Origin of the sequence: Roseixanthobacter glucoisosaccharinicivorans, from assembly GCF_043195095.2 — a bacterium.
GTDB lineage: Bacteria > Pseudomonadota > Alphaproteobacteria > Rhizobiales > Xanthobacteraceae > NCEH01.
In genome coordinates this window covers 552439-568560 of the sequence record NZ_CM195538.1, presented here as the reverse complement: position 1 = coordinate 568560, position 16122 = coordinate 552439, and the positions used below count along the sequence as shown (strand labels likewise).

The 16122-nt window shown below is 65.7% G+C and carries 18 protein-coding genes; 13 read left to right on the top strand and 5 right to left on the bottom strand.

The features are described from left to right. Positions 1-123 precede the first annotated feature (123 nt). Both V5F78_RS02460 and V5F78_RS02455 read left to right on the top strand, forming a co-directional pair. A complete protein-coding gene (locus V5F78_RS02460) occupies positions 124-420 on the top strand; it encodes a hypothetical protein (protein ID WP_394066846.1) in 297 nt (98 codons plus the stop codon). Between the two features lie 289 nt (positions 421-709). Next, positions 710-1426 carry a hypothetical protein gene (locus V5F78_RS02455; RefSeq protein WP_394066848.1) on the top strand — a complete coding sequence of 239 codons (717 nt, stop codon included), beginning with the start codon at positions 710-712 and terminating at the stop codon, positions 1424-1426. A gap of 244 nt (positions 1427-1670) precedes the next feature. Here the strand turns inward: V5F78_RS02455 and V5F78_RS02450 are convergent, their stop codons facing one another. Both V5F78_RS02450 and V5F78_RS02445 read right to left on the bottom strand, forming a co-directional pair. Continuing rightward, the gene (locus tag V5F78_RS02450; RefSeq protein WP_394066850.1) at positions 1671-2234 is read right to left on the bottom strand and encodes a hypothetical protein; all 564 of its coding nucleotides are present in this window, start codon (positions 2232-2234) and stop codon (positions 1671-1673) included. 357 nt (positions 2235-2591) lie between these two features. Then, complete coding sequence (locus tag V5F78_RS02445; RefSeq protein ID WP_394066852.1) at positions 2592-4268, bottom strand: PDC sensor domain-containing protein; 1677 nt, start codon at positions 4266-4268, stop codon at positions 2592-2594. A 219-nt stretch (positions 4269-4487) separates the two neighbouring features. On the opposite strand from V5F78_RS02445, the gene V5F78_RS02440 reads away from it, so the two are divergent. Both V5F78_RS02440 and V5F78_RS02435 read left to right on the top strand, forming a co-directional pair. After that, on the top strand, positions 4488-5117 hold the full coding sequence (locus V5F78_RS02440) for a flavin reductase family protein (protein WP_394066854.1): 630 nt from the start codon (positions 4488-4490) through the stop codon (positions 5115-5117). Positions 5118-5672: 555 nt separating this feature from the next. After that, complete coding sequence (locus V5F78_RS02435) at positions 5673-6392, top strand: hypothetical protein (RefSeq protein ID WP_509276527.1); 720 nt, start codon at positions 5673-5675, stop codon at positions 6390-6392. A 37-nt stretch (positions 6393-6429) separates the two neighbouring features. Here V5F78_RS02435 and V5F78_RS02430 read toward each other — a convergent pair whose 3' ends face one another. After that, positions 6430-6702 (bottom strand): helix-turn-helix domain-containing protein, encoded by a 273-nt coding sequence (locus tag V5F78_RS02430; RefSeq protein ID WP_394016428.1) that lies wholly within the window; start codon positions 6700-6702, stop codon positions 6430-6432. A gap of 188 nt (positions 6703-6890) precedes the next feature. Between V5F78_RS02430 and V5F78_RS02425 the strand changes: the two genes are divergently transcribed. From V5F78_RS02425 to V5F78_RS02410, 4 genes are all read left to right on the top strand, one after another. Further along, entirely contained in the window at positions 6891-8387 is a 1497-nt protein-coding gene (locus V5F78_RS02425) for a hypothetical protein (RefSeq protein ID WP_509276265.1), read from the top strand. A gap of 89 nt (positions 8388-8476) precedes the next feature. Continuing rightward, positions 8477-8914: a hypothetical protein gene (locus V5F78_RS02420; protein ID WP_394072762.1), complete on the top strand. Its 438-nt coding sequence runs from the start codon at positions 8477-8479 to the stop codon at positions 8912-8914. After that, positions 8911-10113, top strand: coding sequence for a COG3904 family protein (locus V5F78_RS02415; RefSeq protein ID WP_394072760.1), 1203 nt, complete (start codon positions 8911-8913; stop codon positions 10111-10113). The genes V5F78_RS02420 and V5F78_RS02415 overlap by 4 nt, the downstream gene beginning before the upstream one ends. Before the next feature lie 94 nt (positions 10114-10207). Continuing rightward, complete coding sequence (locus V5F78_RS02410) at positions 10208-10726, top strand: hypothetical protein (RefSeq protein WP_509276526.1); 519 nt, start codon at positions 10208-10210, stop codon at positions 10724-10726. Positions 10727-11053: 327 nt separating this feature from the next. On the opposite strand, the gene V5F78_RS02405 is transcribed toward V5F78_RS02410, so the two are convergent. Continuing rightward, positions 11054-11821, bottom strand: coding sequence for an abortive infection family protein (locus tag V5F78_RS02405; RefSeq protein WP_394072679.1), 768 nt, complete (start codon positions 11819-11821; stop codon positions 11054-11056). A gap of 195 nt (positions 11822-12016) precedes the next feature. After that, complete coding sequence (locus V5F78_RS02400) at positions 12017-12373, bottom strand: helix-turn-helix domain-containing protein (protein ID WP_509276524.1); 357 nt, start codon at positions 12371-12373, stop codon at positions 12017-12019. A 34-nt stretch (positions 12374-12407) separates the two neighbouring features. On the opposite strand from V5F78_RS02400, the gene V5F78_RS02395 reads away from it, so the two are divergent. The 5 genes from V5F78_RS02395 (at position 12408) to V5F78_RS02375 (ending at position 16111) form a co-directional block, all read left to right on the top strand. Then, positions 12408-13223 carry an 8-oxoguanine DNA glycosylase gene (locus V5F78_RS02395; protein ID WP_394072683.1) on the top strand — a complete coding sequence of 272 codons (816 nt, stop codon included), beginning with the start codon at positions 12408-12410 and terminating at the stop codon, positions 13221-13223. A gap of 75 nt (positions 13224-13298) precedes the next feature. After that, entirely contained in the window at positions 13299-13679 is a 381-nt protein-coding gene (locus V5F78_RS02390; RefSeq protein WP_394072685.1) for a hypothetical protein, read from the top strand. Continuing rightward, the gene (locus tag V5F78_RS02385; RefSeq protein WP_394072687.1) at positions 13676-14869 is read left to right on the top strand and encodes a PfkB family carbohydrate kinase; all 1194 of its coding nucleotides are present in this window, start codon (positions 13676-13678) and stop codon (positions 14867-14869) included. Before V5F78_RS02390 ends, V5F78_RS02385 begins: the two co-directional genes overlap by 4 nt. Next, entirely contained in the window at positions 14866-15459 is a 594-nt protein-coding gene (locus V5F78_RS02380; RefSeq protein WP_394072689.1) for a 7-cyano-7-deazaguanine synthase, read from the top strand. Before V5F78_RS02385 ends, V5F78_RS02380 begins: the two co-directional genes overlap by 4 nt. A gap of 43 nt (positions 15460-15502) precedes the next feature. Next, positions 15503-16111 carry a nitroreductase family protein gene (locus tag V5F78_RS02375; protein ID WP_394072691.1) on the top strand — a complete coding sequence of 203 codons (609 nt, stop codon included), beginning with the start codon at positions 15503-15505 and terminating at the stop codon, positions 16109-16111. The last annotated feature ends 11 nt before the right edge of the window (positions 16112-16122 follow it).

Here is a 16122-nt window from a genome sequence, read left to right as displayed (position 1 = left end):
CGCTGCCCGGCAACCCGGCGCCGGTTCCATTGTGTGTGACGCAAGCGTGGCAGGCGGTGTCGGCGGCCGCAATTCGTGCTACCTCCTGCCCCATCATCGCACCCATACCTCTCGGAGCGCCAGATGGCCGATATTCCCGCCCTGATCCTCACCGGCCTGCGGATCAGCTTCCTGCACCCCGAGGACATGCCGAGCGCGCTGATTCTCGATGTCACCACCGACGAGGGCGAGCAGCGGTTCGTGCTGCCGTGCGATCCCGCGCTCGACAGCGAGACCGTGGAGCAGATCGGCGATGAGTTCATGGATTGCCTCGACCGCCTGATCGCGCCCTCCGACGATGAGGACGAGGACGCGGAAGACGCAGAGGAAGACGAGGACGGTGAGGACGAGGCGAGCGACGGCAGCGACGGGAAGCGCTGATCGGCGGCCGCGCCGCTCGCGGGCGCCGCCGATTTGGGCGCCGATGCGTCGGCGCTTCAGCTTGGCGCAAACGCACCGGCCAACGCGCGAACGGTGCGGCCCGAGGGCCGGCGCTTGTGCACGAGGCACGCGACGTAAATGCCCCCGACGCGGGTAAACGCCGGGCCGGAACCCGGCCCAAGGGCGTGTCGCGCGCATTCCCCAGCGATCAGCGGCATTTCGGCAAGGGTCAGCGGCACAAAATGGCCTGTCCGGGCGTTGGTATCAGACCACGCACCAAGGACATCTCATGCCCGCGCAGACCCGACGGATCTGGCACCCTGATCCCATCAAACCTCAGTGCCCCCCTTCGGGAGCCGCGCAGCGCCGGGTCGCCCGCGCGGTGGCGGCGTTCGACCGGGATACCCGCATCCCGCTGCTCTCTACCGCCCAGGTCACGCGGCCGATTCTGATCTTACTGGTGCTGGCCCTGCTCTGCCTGACCACCCTGGCGGTGATGGCGAAACCGGCCCTTTCGGCGGAGGCCGGCGCGGGATACGCGCTGCCGCCGCGGTCCGAGCTGTCCGGGATGCTGCAGCTGGCGCAAGCGCCCGCACCGCAGGCGCCCGCGAATTCATCTCCCGCTCCCGCAGCCCCGGCGGCCGTCCCCTCCCCCGCGCCCTTGCCGCAGCCGGCGCCGGTCCCCGCGCCGCCGGGCTCCGCGGCCGACGTGCCCAAGGAGAAGGCGGCGGTGCCCGCCTCCTCCGACACCGCCCTGGTGCGCACCTGCAAGCTGCGCGCGCTGGCGGTATTGCGCCAGCGCTCGCCCTCGATCGAGGATATCTTCATTGATGTGGACGGCCTGACCGTCGCCGAGGCCGATTCGACCGTCGGCACCGAGCGGGTGCGCCATGTGCTGATGGGTGAAGCCTATATTCAGCGCGACAAGACCGACAAGGTGCATCGCTTCCTGTGCCTCACCGGCGATGAGGGCAAGGTGCTCATGACCTTCTTCACCGAGCGCTAGCACCGATCGACATTCATGGCATGGCTCTGTTCGGGAGCGATCGTCATGCACGGGCGTGTCCCGTGCATCCACGCGGCCTCGCCGGCACGGGCTTTTCAAAGCCCCCGCGGCCGGGCCGGCGCGGAAGGCCGGGACACGCCCGGCCATGACGGCTGGTGAAAGAAAGACGATCGCACGCGCCCGGCGTCGGGCACGTCGGCGATCCACCTCCCAGCTGATTGTGGATCGCTCCTAGCCCGCCGCGTCATTGCTGGGCGATGCAGCGGGGCTTGCCGCTCTGGCTGCGGGCGAGGCCCGGGAAGGTGATACGGGTTTCCACCGCCAGCGCGGCGCCAAGCCCGTTCGCCTTATATTCCTTGAACTTCGGGCACGTGGCGGCGGTTGCCGGGCCGGTGACCGCGGCGAACGTGACGCCGGAGGCGGCGATCTTCACCGGCTCCTGGTCGTCATAGGCGAGCGTGAGCGCCACCTTGCGGGCCGAAAGATCATAGATCACGAGCACGCGGCTCGGCCCGGTGCCGCGATCCATCACGAGATGCGTGCCGGCAAGTCCGAGCACGGTATCGGCCTCCTCCGCCGTGCTGATTTCGATATCCCCACCGCGCTTGGCGAAAATGCAGGGGCCGGCGGCACTGGCCGGAACGGCGCGGGCGATGATGTCGTTGCCGGCAGCGTCCGTGCGCGCACGCGAAATCACCTGGAAGCCACCGCCGAACTTGCATTGCGCCTCGGTGGCGAAGGCGGGCGCGGCGGAAAGGCCTGCGATGCCGGCGAGCACCAGCAGGCTGAGGCGGAATGTCGGGTGCATGCGGGCTCCGATCTTTACCCCGGCGGGGCGACGGCGCGTCTCAAGCACGATCCGGGCCTCGAAGTCGAGCCCTGCCGCAGCGGCGCTACCTTCAACTTCAGCGGAACACAACGCGGCGCGAGACGTTGCCCTTGCATCCCCAGACAAGAGGCCCGTCATGAACAATCTGATCTATATCGTAGGCTTGGTGGTGGTCGTTCTGGCCGTGCTGTCGTTCTTCGGCCTGCGCTAGGACGCATCGACATTCAGCGGCGTCGCGCATCGTCCAGTCGCCAGATGGTGCCACGTGGATGCACGCGAAATCTTACATACGACGATGTCTCCGGCACCGGCGGCAAGCCATGAGGGTGATCGGTCCTAGGACCGGGCGAGCCCGTTGAAACGAGGCGCGGGACTTTCCTCGCGCCGGCCGAGGGCGGCGGGAATCCACAGCCGCGCCTCGGGGCCATCCGCGCCCGTCATCATCTGCCAGCCGCCGCCGGCCCGTGCGGCGAATGCGGCAATCTCATCATGCCGCGCCGTGCGGAGCGTGCCGCCATCGGCGGGCATGGTGGATGCCGCGCGCACGGTGACGCATACATATTCGCCCGCTTCCACGTGCACCGGCTCCGCGCGCACCACGTCGCGCCGGGCGCCCAGTGTGATCTGGCTTCCCGCATCGGCCTGCTGTTTCAGGTCCATCACGAGGTCCAGCACGGCAAGCTCGAACCCGGCCGGCTCCACGAAAACATCCATGTCCTTTGCATCGCTGGCGACGGTAAGTTCGAGCGGCGGCCACACCGAACCGATCAGCAGGCAGCGCACATTGTTGAGCACCGTCGGCGCATGGACGATTCGTGGTCGGCCGCCGCGCCGGCCGGCGTCCAGCAGGCGCTGCGCGAGGCGCACCCCATGGCCGGCGCCGGCCAGGGCCTCGTCGAATTCCGGCTCGGGCCCATCGGCACGATTGCGCGTTCCGACAAAGGTCAGATCGGCAAGGACGGGCGTCAGCACGCGGTCCACGGCGCCGACGCTGGCCTCGGAGAGCGACGGGCGCGGCACGCCGCCGAGGCGGAGCTGGCGTCGGGCGCCGAAGACCCGCAGCCCCGTCGGGCGCCGCGTCAACACCGCCAGGGCGAAACTGGCGAGTCCGCCGACCAGCACATAGCCCGCCACGCGCCGGTTCCAGGCGGACAGGACATCACCCTCGCTGAGGGCATAGACCACCGTGAGGTCGGTGCCGGGTACGGCGCGATAGGCGGCGACGGCCGGCCCGCCCTCGATCAGCGCGCTGGCGGCGAGCAGCCCGGACTCATGTTGGCCGCGCTGCTCGGGCACGTCCGCGATCAGCACCGGCAGGTCCTGCTGCGCGCGCAGGTCCGGCGAGCGCAGCAGCAAGGTGCCGTCCTTGCGCACCAGCGCGGCGACGGCACCCGGATTGGGACCCAGCAGGCCGCGATAGGACGAATGAAAATATTCGGGGAAGACGATCGCGCCGACGACGCCACCGAACACCCCGTCCCGCCAGACCGCCCGGCTCACGGCGAACGATACGGACCGGCTCGCCGCGCCCCGGAACGGCACTGAAAACAGCAGACCCTCCTGCCCGCCCTTTCCGGCGAGAAAGAATTCGCGCTGGCTGAGATCCCGCGCGGGCGCGGGATAGGCTCGGCTTGAGGAGACGAGGCGTCCCGTCTCGTCAATGACGAAGGCCAGTTCCAATTCCGGCATGCGGCGCACGAGGCGCACGAGCAATTGATGCATCTGCGTGTCGGTGCGCAGCACGCCCGCCGGGCGTATGCCGAGCGCGTCCCGCACCCGCGACAGGGCCACGTCGACCGAGAGAAACCGCGCACCCGCATGCTCGGACAACATATGGGCGGAGGCGATCACCTTCTGGCGCGCCGCCTTCAGTTCCGCCTCGCGATCGAACCAGGCCACAAGGGCCACGAGGATCAGCGGCACGCCGATCACGGCCGAAATGCGCACAGGTCCCGACAGGCTGGCGGCCCAGGCGCCGAAGCGCCGCAGCACGCGCAGGACGCTGATCTTCATACCTCCTGCCTCCCTTGCCGCGCCCGCGACCATAGTCCAGGCTCCGCCGTATGATCAAACCGGCGCAAGCGGCGCATTGGGGGCTGAGCCTGGGGCGAGAGGCCGCGCCGCCATCGGCCGAGCCGCATCGGGAAGCGGCACGCGATGCTGCGCGCGGCCGGCGCCGAATCGGCGGCACGCGATTAAGATGGCGCCGCAACCCGGGGACAGAGCCGCATCATGACCGCCGAAGCCTCTTATTATTTCTATACGCCCGCCGAGGGCCACGGCCTGCCGCACGACCCGCTGAACGCCATCGTCGGGCCGCGCCCGATCGGCTGGATTTCGTCACGGTCAGCCGAAGGCACGCTCAATCTCGCGCCCTACAGCTTCTTCAACGCGTTCAATTATCGCCCGCCGATCATCGGTTTCTCCAGCGTGGGCTGGAAGCACAGCGTCGCCAATATCGCCGCGACCGGCATGTTCGCCTGGAACCTCGCCACCCGACCGCTGGCCGAGGCGATGAACACCACCAGCGCCGCCGTCCCCGCCGATGTGGACGAATTCGCCCTCGCCGGCCTCACCCCGGCGCCGAGCCGGCATATCGACGTGCCGCGCGTGGCGCAGAGCCCAGTCTCGTTCGAATGCCGGCTGACCCAGCTCATCCAGCTGCGCAGCGCGGCGGGTGATGACATCCAATCCTGGCTGGTGCTGGGCGAAGTGGTGGGCGTGCATATCGCCCGCGCCCTGCTCAAGGATGGGATCTACCAGACCGCGCAAGCCCATCCGGTGCTGCGGGCCGGCGGGCCGAGCGGCTATGTGGAGGTGACGCCCGAGGCGGTGTTCGACATGTGGCGGCCGCAGGTCTGAAGGGCAGCACCGGCGGCGCTGCACGTTCGCACGCCTATCGCGCCGCTTCCGGCCGTCGCGGGGGCGTTCATGCACGCCGCACCAGGCGGAATCATCTGGCGCCGTAGAGCATTGGGGTTAAAGGTAAAAAACAGGTATAAAATTTTTCACGCCTACAGGCATGCCTACATTTTTCGCGGCTGCAACTTCGTTAGTTCGGTCCGCAAAAAGCGGAATCCCACTGCATTTCACCGCGTATCTTTGAGAGCCATAACAGCCTCGCGCACGCGAGGCCAAGCGATATTGAGTTCCGGGCCGCATTCGGCCGAATCCGATCGTCGGCGAATCGCAGTTCTGCTTAAAATCGCAGTTTGCGTCCAAGCCGCTTGGTTTTCGAATATCGGCCATGACTTCCACAAACCATATCGATGATCCGAGCTTTGAAACTCCGAACAGACAAGCGGGGCGACTATAGGCCCAGGTTCTAGAACAAAATATTCGATCCGAACTGAAGCCAGAGCCTCCCCTCGGCATGAGCTGTTTGACAAAATGACGGTATTATGATACAACAGAGAGGTGGAACCTGCCGCCAGCTTCACAAAAGATCGCATCATGACTGTCAAATCTCAGGCCGCTTCCCCCGGCATTCTCGTGCTCTTTAATGCGACGCCGTCCCAGGCCGCAAAGTTCGAAGGCGAGGCCGCTGAAAAGGCGCGTGCCGCTGCCGAGGGCCTCGGCCATCGCTGCGTGACGCTGAACCCGGCGAAGGACGCCAAGCTCATCGCGAGTCTCGCGCGCGGCGCCCTCGACAAGGAGGGTGCTCCCCTGCTCGGCGCCGTCACGCCCCGCATGATCAGCGAGCTCGCGGCCGTGGCCGAGAGCGCGGCCAAAACGGCGCCTGTCGTGCAGTTGATTCCGAAGGCCGCTGAGGCCAAGGCGGCCGCGAAAGCGACGACGACAGTGCCGGCCGTCGAAACGGCCGCAGAGGCGGCCTCGGGCGCCACGGACAAGCCTGTCTCTGCCGTGGCCATTGCATCGCAGAACATGCTCGACGGCGGCAATCTCGGTGTTGTCAGTAAAGAGGTCGCCGTGGGGCTCTGGCCCGAGATTGCCAGCGGCCATTTGGTGCTGGCGCCGGACTATGAAGACGGTGCCTTCAACGGTTGGTGGCCGGCCGAGGTGATCAATCGCGATGCGACCCGGGCCACGCTCAAATGGCACGGCTTCGACGATCTGCCGGTGATCACGCGGCCGATCAGCCAACTCGCCCTCATGCATCCCGATTGCAAGGCGTGAGCGGAAAGCTGGGAGGCCTCAAGGCCTCCCAGCACTATTATCCGGTAGGCTTCCGACGAGGTGCCCGCTTTCGGATGGGGGGCGCCGGGTCGCTCGCCCCAGCGGCGCTTACTAATGTCGACATCTCAACGCCCAGAGCCTGCGCGATCGCCCATATGGTGGTGAGGGTGGGATTTCTGCGCCCGCCTTCTAAGCCGCTGACGTAAGCACGATCGACGCCCATACGTTCAGCCACCTCTTCCTGAGAGAGGCCGATCGCCAGACGGCAGCGTCGAACGTTTGCACCAAGCACATGTTGCGCATCCACCATGGTGCGATGGCGCGTCATTGTGCACTAGTGTGCTACGCATTATAGTGCACGTTACGAAATTCATCTCCGTCGATGCCCAATTTTCCAGGGCTTCGCCCCCTCAGAAAGGAACCCCTCCGATGGCCTCTCCCAGGCTGATCAGGACGCTTGCGCTGTGCGGCAGCCTCGGCCTGCTCGCCAGTCCCGCCTTGGCCCGCTCCGAGTACGGCTACAAGGATCGCATCTTCGAGCAGAAGTACGTCCTGCCGGAAAAGCTCAGCGACGATGAGCTCGTAATGCTCCGCCTGCTGTTCATGACGATCGGCACCACCCCCGCGCAGATCGAGGCGTTCTTCGGCGCGGAATTGGCCCAGGCCATGGGCGGCGCGTGCGACACGGTCGTGATTTTGAAGAAGGCGGTCTCCGCGCCGCCCCTCTCGCCGGCGCAGGACATGATCGCCAAAGCCGCCCAATCTTCGCCGGCCCCGACATCGAAGCCGCAACAATCCGGATTGTCCGTCGACGAGCTCTGCCTGGCGCAGACGGTTCTGTTCAAGTTCGCCTATGCCGACAGCCTGTCGACCGACCGGCAATTGAGCGATCTGGCGGCCGCGACCCGCAGGCGCTTCGCCGCCAACTGGATGTCGCTGGCCGAGTTGCAAAAGGCGGACATGCAGACCGCAGCCGGCAGGCTCACCGATATCCGGTCGCGTGTGACGCGCCTCGCCGCTGTCGGTGTCGTCGTTTCCGCCGCCGATGGGGGCGCCATGCAGGACAGCCCCATCAAGGAGACCCTGAAGCAGCTGGCGGGAGATGAGCCCTACACCATCATCGATCGCCGCCTGACCGAGATCGAAGAGGAGACGGCACGTGCCCTTCAGGCGCGCGAAGCGGCGCGCCGACAGGAAGAAGTGCGGCAGCAAGAGGAAGCCCGCCTTGAGCAGGAAACGCGGCGCCAGGATGAGGCGCGGCGTGAGGAAGAAGGCCGCGCAATGCGCGATGCGGAGGCGCGCGAGAGGCAGGCACAGGCCACTGCCACGGCTGCCGCCGATGCTTTGGATGCCGCTCAAGCGCGTGTCGCGCGAGCACGCCAAGCCGTGCAGGCGGCCGAGCGGCGCTTGCAGGAGCGGTCCGCCGCGATACAGGCCGATCAGGCGCGCCGCATGCTGAGCCTGGCCATGGGCATGGCGCGGGGACCGTCCGGCATGGCGCAGGCGTTCCAGGATCTGGCGGGCGGCGGCGGTCCCGATCCCCTGGAAGGAGTGCGGCGCGAGCGAGCACAGGCACAGCGCGAGCTCGATCAGGCCATGGCCGCGCTTGCCACGCTGCGGTCAGCCCCAAAGACGGCTTCGGCGTCGAAGGCCGCACCTGGCGCGCAGCCGGGGGAAGAACGCTGCGTCGAAGGCGGCCGCTGCACCATCGTCGAGCGCACGGTCTTCTGCCGCACCCCGCAACAGCTCACAGCCATCCTGTCGGAGCGGCCGGGAGCGGCGCGGCGCAGGGTGCGCGATCTCTTCGCCAGCACGGGCGACTGCACCATCCTCGACGTCGGCGACACGCTGCAATGGGTCGACGCCCTCGTCGTCATCCAGCCGAAGGGCGAGGCGCCGGCCGAACTCATCCCGGTCGCACGCGCCGACGGCCAGCGCGGCTTCGTGCTCAGCGGCGGCGTGGGGATGGCCCCGCCCGCCACGGCGCAGCGCTGAGCCGCGATCTGACGCGCGTTTCCATCACGTCATCAAACATCGCTTCATCACATCATCGCTTCATTATGGGGGAAAGCATGAAAGTTCTGATGAAAAACCCGAAGACGGGCGAGCTCAAGCGCATCAAGGTCGGCTGGAGCTGGGTCCTGTTCTTCTTCTCCACCTTCTTCGGCATCCCGCTGTTCCTGCGCCGCCTCTATGTCTGGGGCATCCTGATCAATGTGATCAACTTCTCCACGACCATCAGCCAGAGCCTGGCGGACCTCGAGCCGAAGGACGTGGCCCTGGTCGCGCTCGCGACCTGCATCCTCGATCTGACCTTGATGATCTTCTTCGGCGTCAAGGGCAACGAGCTGACGGCCAAGAACTATCTGGAGCACGGCTGGGTGTTCGCCGATCCGGATTCGCAGGAGACCTGGTACGCCAAGACCCGATGGAGCCTCGCCATCGACCGGCCGCCCCATCGCTCCGAGCCGCATCCCATCGAGCCGAACCGCACCGAGCCGACCCTGCGGAGCGAAGGATGATTTTTCGCGAGAAACGCATCTTCGCAAGCATTGCCGCCGTCGCCATCCTGGCGGTGGCGGCTCCCTCCAGCCGGGCGCAGGCGGAAGAGCCGGATTGCGAGGCGCCGGACTATCGCCCCGCCGATTTGCGCAAGCCCATGCGCTTCTTCTCCCCGCCGAACGCCGCCTGCCGGGGCAATGCGCTGGAAAGCGCGGACCTCGCCGTCGGCATGATCACGCCCGACACGCCGCAGGCCTTCGCCGCCTTCGCCCGCGACAATCCCGATGGCGGCATGCTGCAGTTCGTCTCGCCCGGCGGGGATCTTGCCTCCGCCGCCAAGCTGGGCGAGCTGATCCGCAAGGCCGGCTTCGGCACCAGCCTCGGGGAGATCTGCGTCGGCGCCTGCGCCTATGCCATCCTCGGCGGCGTGAAGCGCTACATGATCGCGCAAGATCCCGGCGCCGAGGACCAGGGAGACCAATACGACCGCTTCGAGGGCGCCACCGGCACCCGCCTCGGCGTGCATCAATTCTCCTTCTCGGGCACCACCGCCTATGCCCAGCAGATCATGGGGCGGTTGATCGACTACACGCTGGCCATGGGCATCGATCCGCGCTTCCTGGCTCTGGCGGCCAAGACGCCGGAGGGCGCACCCCACTGGCTCACACCGGACGAGATGCGCGCCTGGAACGTCGACAACACGGCGCGCCACTATGCACCCCTCAGCCTAGAGGCCGCCGGTGGCATGGGCAGAGACATCGGCGCCACTGCCGAAGTGGCCACCAGCCGCTTCGACGATACCACCCGCCTGCGCCTGTTCTGCCGCAAAGGCCGCAAGACCCCCCTCGTCGCCTTGGTGTTCCAGCCGGGCTCGCGCGACACGGCGCTGGGCCAAAAAACCAGCCGGCCGGAGGATGTGCTGAGCATGCTCGAAAACCTCGACATGGAGGTGCGCTTCGAGCGCGGTGGCACGCGCAAACTCGCCGCGCGTGTGCTCGACATCAAGCCCAGCCCCACCGCCGAGGCGCCGTTCCAACTCATCGCCGTTCTGGAGGTCTCTGGCGTGTCATTCCAAGAGCTGGAAGCCATAGTCGCGGTGTCGTTCCAGGACGCCGGCGATCTCTCCCGCGCCGACTGGTCGATCCAGGACGCCCTGCGCTTCCGCGTCTCAGGAGACAGACGTCTGATCCACCTCGCCATGGCCAACTGCACTGAGTGAGCTGTCGTCGATCAGGAGGTCTGAGCCCATGGGCCAAGGGGGGCGGTGTCCGAGATAAGGGGGTAGGAGCTTTCTCCAGACGAAGGAGCAGCAAGTGCCGACGATCCAATGGCCTCTGCGCATCATCGATTTTGAGGCGAGTTCTTTGGAGGATGGCGGATATCCCATCGAGGTGGGCGTTGCCGCGTGGCCGGCTCCGGAGGAGCCCATCCATGTGTGGTCGGCGCTTATCCGGCCGACGCAGGATTGGACCGACTTCGGCCATTGGAGCGAACTGTCGCAAGAGGTGCACGGCATCGACCGGACCGAGCTTGCCACGGCCGAGCTGCCAATGGTCGTCGCCAGGGCCCTGAACTCGCTGATCAGCAGCGGGCCAGTCTGGTGCGATGGCGGGCCGTTCGATGCCTATTGGATGGATGCTCTGTTCGAGGCCGCGGGAATAAAGCCTAGCTTCACGCTGCGCAGCTGGGATGGTCTGCTTCGCGAACTTGGCGAGGAAGTCAGCGAGAGGATACGGGACAGGCTGGAGCACGCCGAAGTGCGGCACCGGGCCGGCGAGGATGCTGCAATGCTGATGGAGGCGCTTGCGGCTCGGGTGAGGCAGGGGCGCTGACCGGGAAGGGGGCGCGGATCTGGACAGCGAGCAGCGCAGCGCAAATGAGTCGGTTTGACCCATACGTGCCCCTCGACTGCCCTTTCAGGGACGTCCGCTTTGCGCCCCCATATCGGCCTTTGATCTCGTAACAGCCGTGGCCGAAAGCAGACATTCGCAAGGCGGAGGACGTTGGTACCTTTGCGCCAGGAGCAGCCATCAGGTGTCTACCCAAAACCGGACCTGACAATTCGCCACGCGGCTTCCGTGGCCCCGAGAAGCCGTACGTATTTTGAAAGTGTCGAAACACTTGGTACGGGCGTGAGCAACGAATAGGAGGCTCTGGCTCTATGTGGCGGCCTTCCCTTGCTGCTGAACATACGTCTCAACCATGAAGGTGGCCATGGCGCCCGCCATGTTTACTGCTAGTGCTGCGTGGCGGGCCGAAGGTTTGACGGGGATCTTGCCGCCAGGGGCATGCGCGTCGGAGAACCGGTTGCGCAGCGTGCCGATGCCATTGACCAGATTCATTGCACCGCCAAGGATCATCCTGATCGGCTCCTCAACGTGCTGGTCCGGCGCCATGTTGAGCTCGCGAGCTGCCAAGCCGTACAGCTTAGGCAGATCGTCCTTATGGCCGTACGGAATCTCGCGCTCGTCCAGCACCCGCTTGCATACGGTTTCGAGCAGAGTGCGCGCGACCGTGATCGCACCTTCCGGATCGGCAGCCCGGCGAGACAAAGCCTTGGCCCACACCGAATGCACACCATCGGCGTCGAAGGACGCCAACGGGTCGCCGGCGACAACGTCGATGGGAGCCCGGTTCGCGCCTTCAAGATGCTCGATGATCGGCGTGAATGCCCCGCTGATGATCTGGCGACGCTCTGCATATGTGCCAGCCTCGTTCTTGATGAAGGGCCAGAAAGCGCTCAGGTTGCGGTAGGTACGAACAAATGACGGAAGCAAAGGCTTCAAGATCTCGTCGGCCATGAACTCCCGGCGCAGGTATTCATAGACGTGATTGTCCGGAGATCCGCCCGTCGCAGCATCAGTCAAAATGCCTTCCATCATCGTCACTCGCTCGATGATGCTGTCCGGCAGGTCGTCGATATCCATGATTCGGTCCCCACGAGATGGCCGAAATTACCACCACGAAACCGCATTAGGCATAATGCTCCCGGTCCGTTCGTTCACTTTGGTCGGGTTGTAAACCCAATCCACAGCCGGGCTTCGGAACATGTCGGACCTAGCGGATCGAAACGCCACATGCTGACTTTGAGACGGCGGCGTCTACGGCCCGTCAGAAGCCTCTTAGGTGATCACTTTGCTCGGAATGCGCCGCGTCACTGACGGCACCCTCCTTTTTCGAGGCCTGCTTGCGACCCCCAGCAGGCGATTCAGTTCGCGGAGCTGTTCCTCAATGGACGCTGCTAGCTCTTTGATCCTTGCCGCCTCAATGCCAACCGCAGTGCGTACCTCGACCGATCGGTGCTCCTTTGCGCGGAGCCAAGCCACCAACCGATCCTCGAGTTCACTTGGCAGGCTCGCCAAGCCGCCAACAACCTTACTGTAGTGGGGCTGGGTGATTCCCACCGCCCGAGCCACCTCTCGCTGACTTAGTCCGGCCTGGAGGCGACGTTCCTCGACAGTTGAAAGAAGCTCGCTCATTGCCAGTCGTTCGGGTGTCATATAGAATGCATATATGCATTCACTGCGAGCGTCGAGTCAGAAGGTTCTCGCCCTATCGGGAGGTTGGCTGCACAGCCTCGATGTGCCCGCAGCTAACGACATCGTCGATGGTTGGGATTTCACCTGGGGCGACGCTGACAGGCCGATGACCCCCGCCTATTGGGCCGCGCAATCGTGGATGTGGAAGCTAGACGCGCCAGATCACTACCGCCTCGGAAACAGTCTCGAGGAAGAGCTTCTTGCCTGCATGCTCGGAGGCTACGGCATCCCGGCCGAAATTGGCCTCGCCGCATATGACAGGCTACGAAAATCAATGCATGCATCGCCCGATGCTTTAGCCAACCATCACGCGGTCCTCGATGCGCTCTCGACGCCGTTCCGGATAGGCGAACGGCCCGTTCGCTACCGCTTCGCCAGGCAGAAGGCCGGCTACGTCGCCGCCGCTTTCCAAGCATTGCCGGAGATCGACCGCTCGCTGAATGACGTTGCGTTGCGCGAGGAGCTGACCATGCTGCGCGGCGTCGGCCGGAAGACCGCCTCGTGGGTCGTCCGCAATCTCCGGCGCAGCGACAAGGTCGCCATCCTGGACGTTCATATCCTGAGGGCCGGGCGGGCGCTCGGCATCTTCGATCCCGGTCTCAGCGTCGAACGTCACTACCTTGCGCTGGAGACCGCATACTTGCGCTTCGCCACGTCAATCGGCACCGCCGCGTCGATCCTGGATTCCGTAATGTGGAACACCATGCGGCAACTGCCGGAGCGGGCCCCGGCCCGGGTCGTAAAGGTTTCGCCGGTCAAATCCTTGGATCGTGCCGCACTGGCGGTCTGAAAGGCGTAGGCCGCAAGAATTGACGGAGCCCGGTATAATGATTCACCTTACCTGACTTCGGAGGGGGAGAGCGCCATGTCGGGAAGCGGTGGAAGCAGGAGGGACGACGACGTCGGGTCGATCCCGATCGGGTCGTCGGGAACCTCTGGCGCAGGCGGCGGCGGTGCGGGCGGGGCCGACACCGATCCTTGCGCGATCGTTCAGGATGCGCCGATCAACAGCCCCAAGCCTGTCGTTACCACCCTTTCCGTGGGCGACGTTCTCGACGTCCGCGTCACCGGCACCGCCCCTCACCGCGTGCTGGCGGTCACGACCGCCACTGGAACTCCTGTGGGATCGCTGACCCATCGCGGGCATATCCAATTGATAGGCTGCATCGACCAAGGTAATGAGTATTCGGCAGAAGTCATCCAACTCTCTGGCGGATCGGTGATCGTCCGGATCGAGCGCAAGTGATCTCCGTCGCCGGTGGCGTCTACGCCGAGCGATGCCTCGAGCCGTTCTGGGACGACGTCTATGGCTCGGCCGGACGCTCGGCCGCGCTAATCTCAGGAGAGGTCGAGGACGTCCGGCTGCACACCTATCGTGCCGAGGGATTGGAGGACGGTCTCGCGAACCTTGCGGCCGTCTATCGTCTCGACGTGAGGGGACCTAAGGTGTCGGGACCGGGCGTTGCCTTCGAATACCTGCACTCGCTGTCCGACCCTCGGATCGTTCCGCGGCGCGACCTGATCGAGGAACGCGAACCTCTGGAGGTCGAGGACGACGTCGTCCTCAGATTCGGCATGATGGAGGGAAGCGCCAAGGTCACGGCAAGACGCGCGGTCTACGACCCGCAATCCGCCTTCGCCCCGCAGCCGTTCCATCGAAATGGCTCATGCGCGCAGGAATTGGCGATCGTCCTCAATGGATTGGAAGGCCGTCGACTGACGGGCAAATCGGAGCCCGAAGACATTATCGATACGCTCTTCGCCGAACACGGCGCCGATATCGTCATCCTGAAGCAAGGCGGTAGGGGTGCCATCGTTGCGACCCAAACCTCACGAAGCCCGGTCCCGGCCTATCGCAGCGCCAGCGTCTGGAAGATCGGCTCGGGCGACGTCTTCTCGGCTGCCTTCACGCTCCACTGGGCGATCCACGACAGGTCGCCCCAGGACGCCGCCGACCTCGCCTCCCGGTCGGTCAGCCACTATGTATCGACGCGCTCACTACCCCTGCCGTCCTCGGGCGAACTCCGTCGCACGGTCGACAGGCCGATAGGGCCGGGGCAAGGGCGGATCTACATCGCCGGACCGTTTTTCAATCTCGGCGAACTCTGGATGATCGAGGAGATCAGGTCGCAACTCCTGCATATGGGCGTGGCTGTGTTCTCCCCGCTGCACGATGTCGGTAGAGGCCCGGCGCACAAAGTCGCCAAGGCCGACCTCGCGGGCCTGGATGCCTGCGATGTGGTGCTGGCCGTCCTGAACGGCGGCGATGCCGGCACGATCTTCGAGGTCGGTTACGCCGTCGCTCGTGGCAAGCCCGTCGTCGCGCTGGCCCAGAACATCCGCCCCGAGGACATGAAGATGACGATCGGATCGGGCTGCCAGGTGGCCGACGACCTGGTCTCGGCGATCTATCGCGCCGTCTGGGCACTGCCATGAAGGGTATCTTGCTTTCGGGTGGTATGGATTCGATCGCGCTGGCGTATTGGCAGCGACCCGACATCGCCTTCACCGTCGACTACGGGCAGGCCGCTTCCAAGGCGGAGATCGCCGCGGCCGGACAGATCGCGTCGCTGTTGGAGATGCGGCACGAGATCATTTCGGTCGATTGCTCGTCGCTTGGTTCGGGACACATGGCGGGCACCGAGGCGCTCGACCTCGCGCCCGCACCGGAATGGTGGCCGTTTCGCAACCAGCTGCTGGTGACGTTGGCGGGGATGCGGGCCGTGGCCATCGGCGTGACCGAGCTGATGGTCGGCTCCGTGGCGTCCGACGACGTCCATGCCGACGGTCGGCGGCCCTTCTACGAGGCGATCGACGGACTGATGCGACTGCAGGAAGGCGAGCTCCGCGTGACCGCTCCCGCTCTAGGGCTGACGACGGCCGCCCTTGTCCGCATCTCCGGTGTCCCGCAATCGGCGCTTGCCTGGGCGCATTCCTGCCACGTCGGCGACCTCGCTTGTGGTGTTTGCCGAGGATGCGTGAAGCATTACGAGGTCACCGGCGAGTTGACCGGCCGTGCCTACTGAAGAGCCGGCGCCTCGTCTCGGCGGGGAGAAACGCCGCTCGACGATGCCCGATTGGCCGCTCGTGACCGAGTGGCCTCGTCTGGTGGGATCGGCGGACCGCGACTTCTTCCACGTTCTCGGCCAACGCCGATCGCGCGTGGGCGGCGATCTTCCGGAGCCGACCTTGGCCGCGGTTCTCCGCCACGCCACGCAATTGCGCGAGGCCCGCGGGGACGGTCGCTTCGGGACTTGGGAAAGCCGGACGGCTCCGTCCGCCGGCGGGCTCCATGCGCTTCGACTTCTCGTTCTAGGTGTCGGATCCGATATCGCCGGCCTCTATGATTGCGACGCGCATGCCTTGCGCGCGCCTACGGACCTTTCGGCGGCGCGAGAGCTGAACTCACGCAGCGTTCGCGAACTGGCCGGCGCGGAAGACGGCGTGACGCTCCAACTCGTTGCGGACGCACGCGTCTATTCCGACTGCTACGACGCGTGGGAGACGCTGATGTGGCGCGACTCCGGCGCCATGGCGATGGTGCTGTCGCTCGTCGCGACGGCGCTTTCGGCGAAAGCCGTCATCCTCGGTCGTCGAGGCGATGACATCCTCGTTGCGGCGGGCGTTCCGGGGCATTGGATGGGCGCAGGCGCGATCCATGTTTCCGGACAGTGTTGAATTACGTTGCG

What these genes read in the sequence shown, in the direction of transcription:
- V5F78_RS02460 (WP_394066846.1), top strand. Translation starts at nt 124, where the DNA reads ATGGCCGATATTCCCGCCCTGATCCTCACCGGCCTGCGGATCAGCTTC.
- V5F78_RS02455 (WP_394066848.1), top strand. Translation starts at nt 710, where the DNA reads ATGCCCGCGCAGACCCGACGGATCTGGCACCCTGATCCCATCAAACCT.
- V5F78_RS02450 (WP_394066850.1), bottom strand. Translation starts at nt 2,234, where the DNA reads ATGCACCCGACATTCCGCCTCAGCCTGCTGGTGCTCGCCGGCATCGCA.
- V5F78_RS02445 (WP_394066852.1), bottom strand. Translation starts at nt 4,268, where the DNA reads ATGAAGATCAGCGTCCTGCGCGTGCTGCGGCGCTTCGGCGCCTGGGCC.
- V5F78_RS02440 (WP_394066854.1), top strand. Translation starts at nt 4,488, where the DNA reads ATGACCGCCGAAGCCTCTTATTATTTCTATACGCCCGCCGAGGGCCAC.
- V5F78_RS02430 (WP_394016428.1), bottom strand. Translation starts at nt 6,702, where the DNA reads ATGGTGGATGCGCAACATGTGCTTGGTGCAAACGTTCGACGCTGCCGT.
- V5F78_RS02420 (WP_394072762.1), top strand. Translation starts at nt 8,477, where the DNA reads ATGAAAAACCCGAAGACGGGCGAGCTCAAGCGCATCAAGGTCGGCTGG.
- V5F78_RS02415 (WP_394072760.1), top strand. Translation starts at nt 8,911, where the DNA reads ATGATTTTTCGCGAGAAACGCATCTTCGCAAGCATTGCCGCCGTCGCC.
- V5F78_RS02405 (WP_394072679.1), bottom strand. Translation starts at nt 11,821, where the DNA reads ATGGATATCGACGACCTGCCGGACAGCATCATCGAGCGAGTGACGATG.
- V5F78_RS02400 (WP_509276524.1), bottom strand. Translation starts at nt 12,373, where the DNA reads ATGAGCGAGCTTCTTTCAACTGTCGAGGAACGTCGCCTCCAGGCCGGA.
- V5F78_RS02395 (WP_394072683.1), top strand. Translation starts at nt 12,408, where the DNA reads ATGCATTCACTGCGAGCGTCGAGTCAGAAGGTTCTCGCCCTATCGGGA.
- V5F78_RS02390 (WP_394072685.1), top strand. Translation starts at nt 13,299, where the DNA reads ATGTCGGGAAGCGGTGGAAGCAGGAGGGACGACGACGTCGGGTCGATC.
- V5F78_RS02380 (WP_394072689.1), top strand. Translation starts at nt 14,866, where the DNA reads ATGAAGGGTATCTTGCTTTCGGGTGGTATGGATTCGATCGCGCTGGCG.
- V5F78_RS02375 (WP_394072691.1), top strand. Translation starts at nt 15,503, where the DNA reads ATGCCCGATTGGCCGCTCGTGACCGAGTGGCCTCGTCTGGTGGGATCG.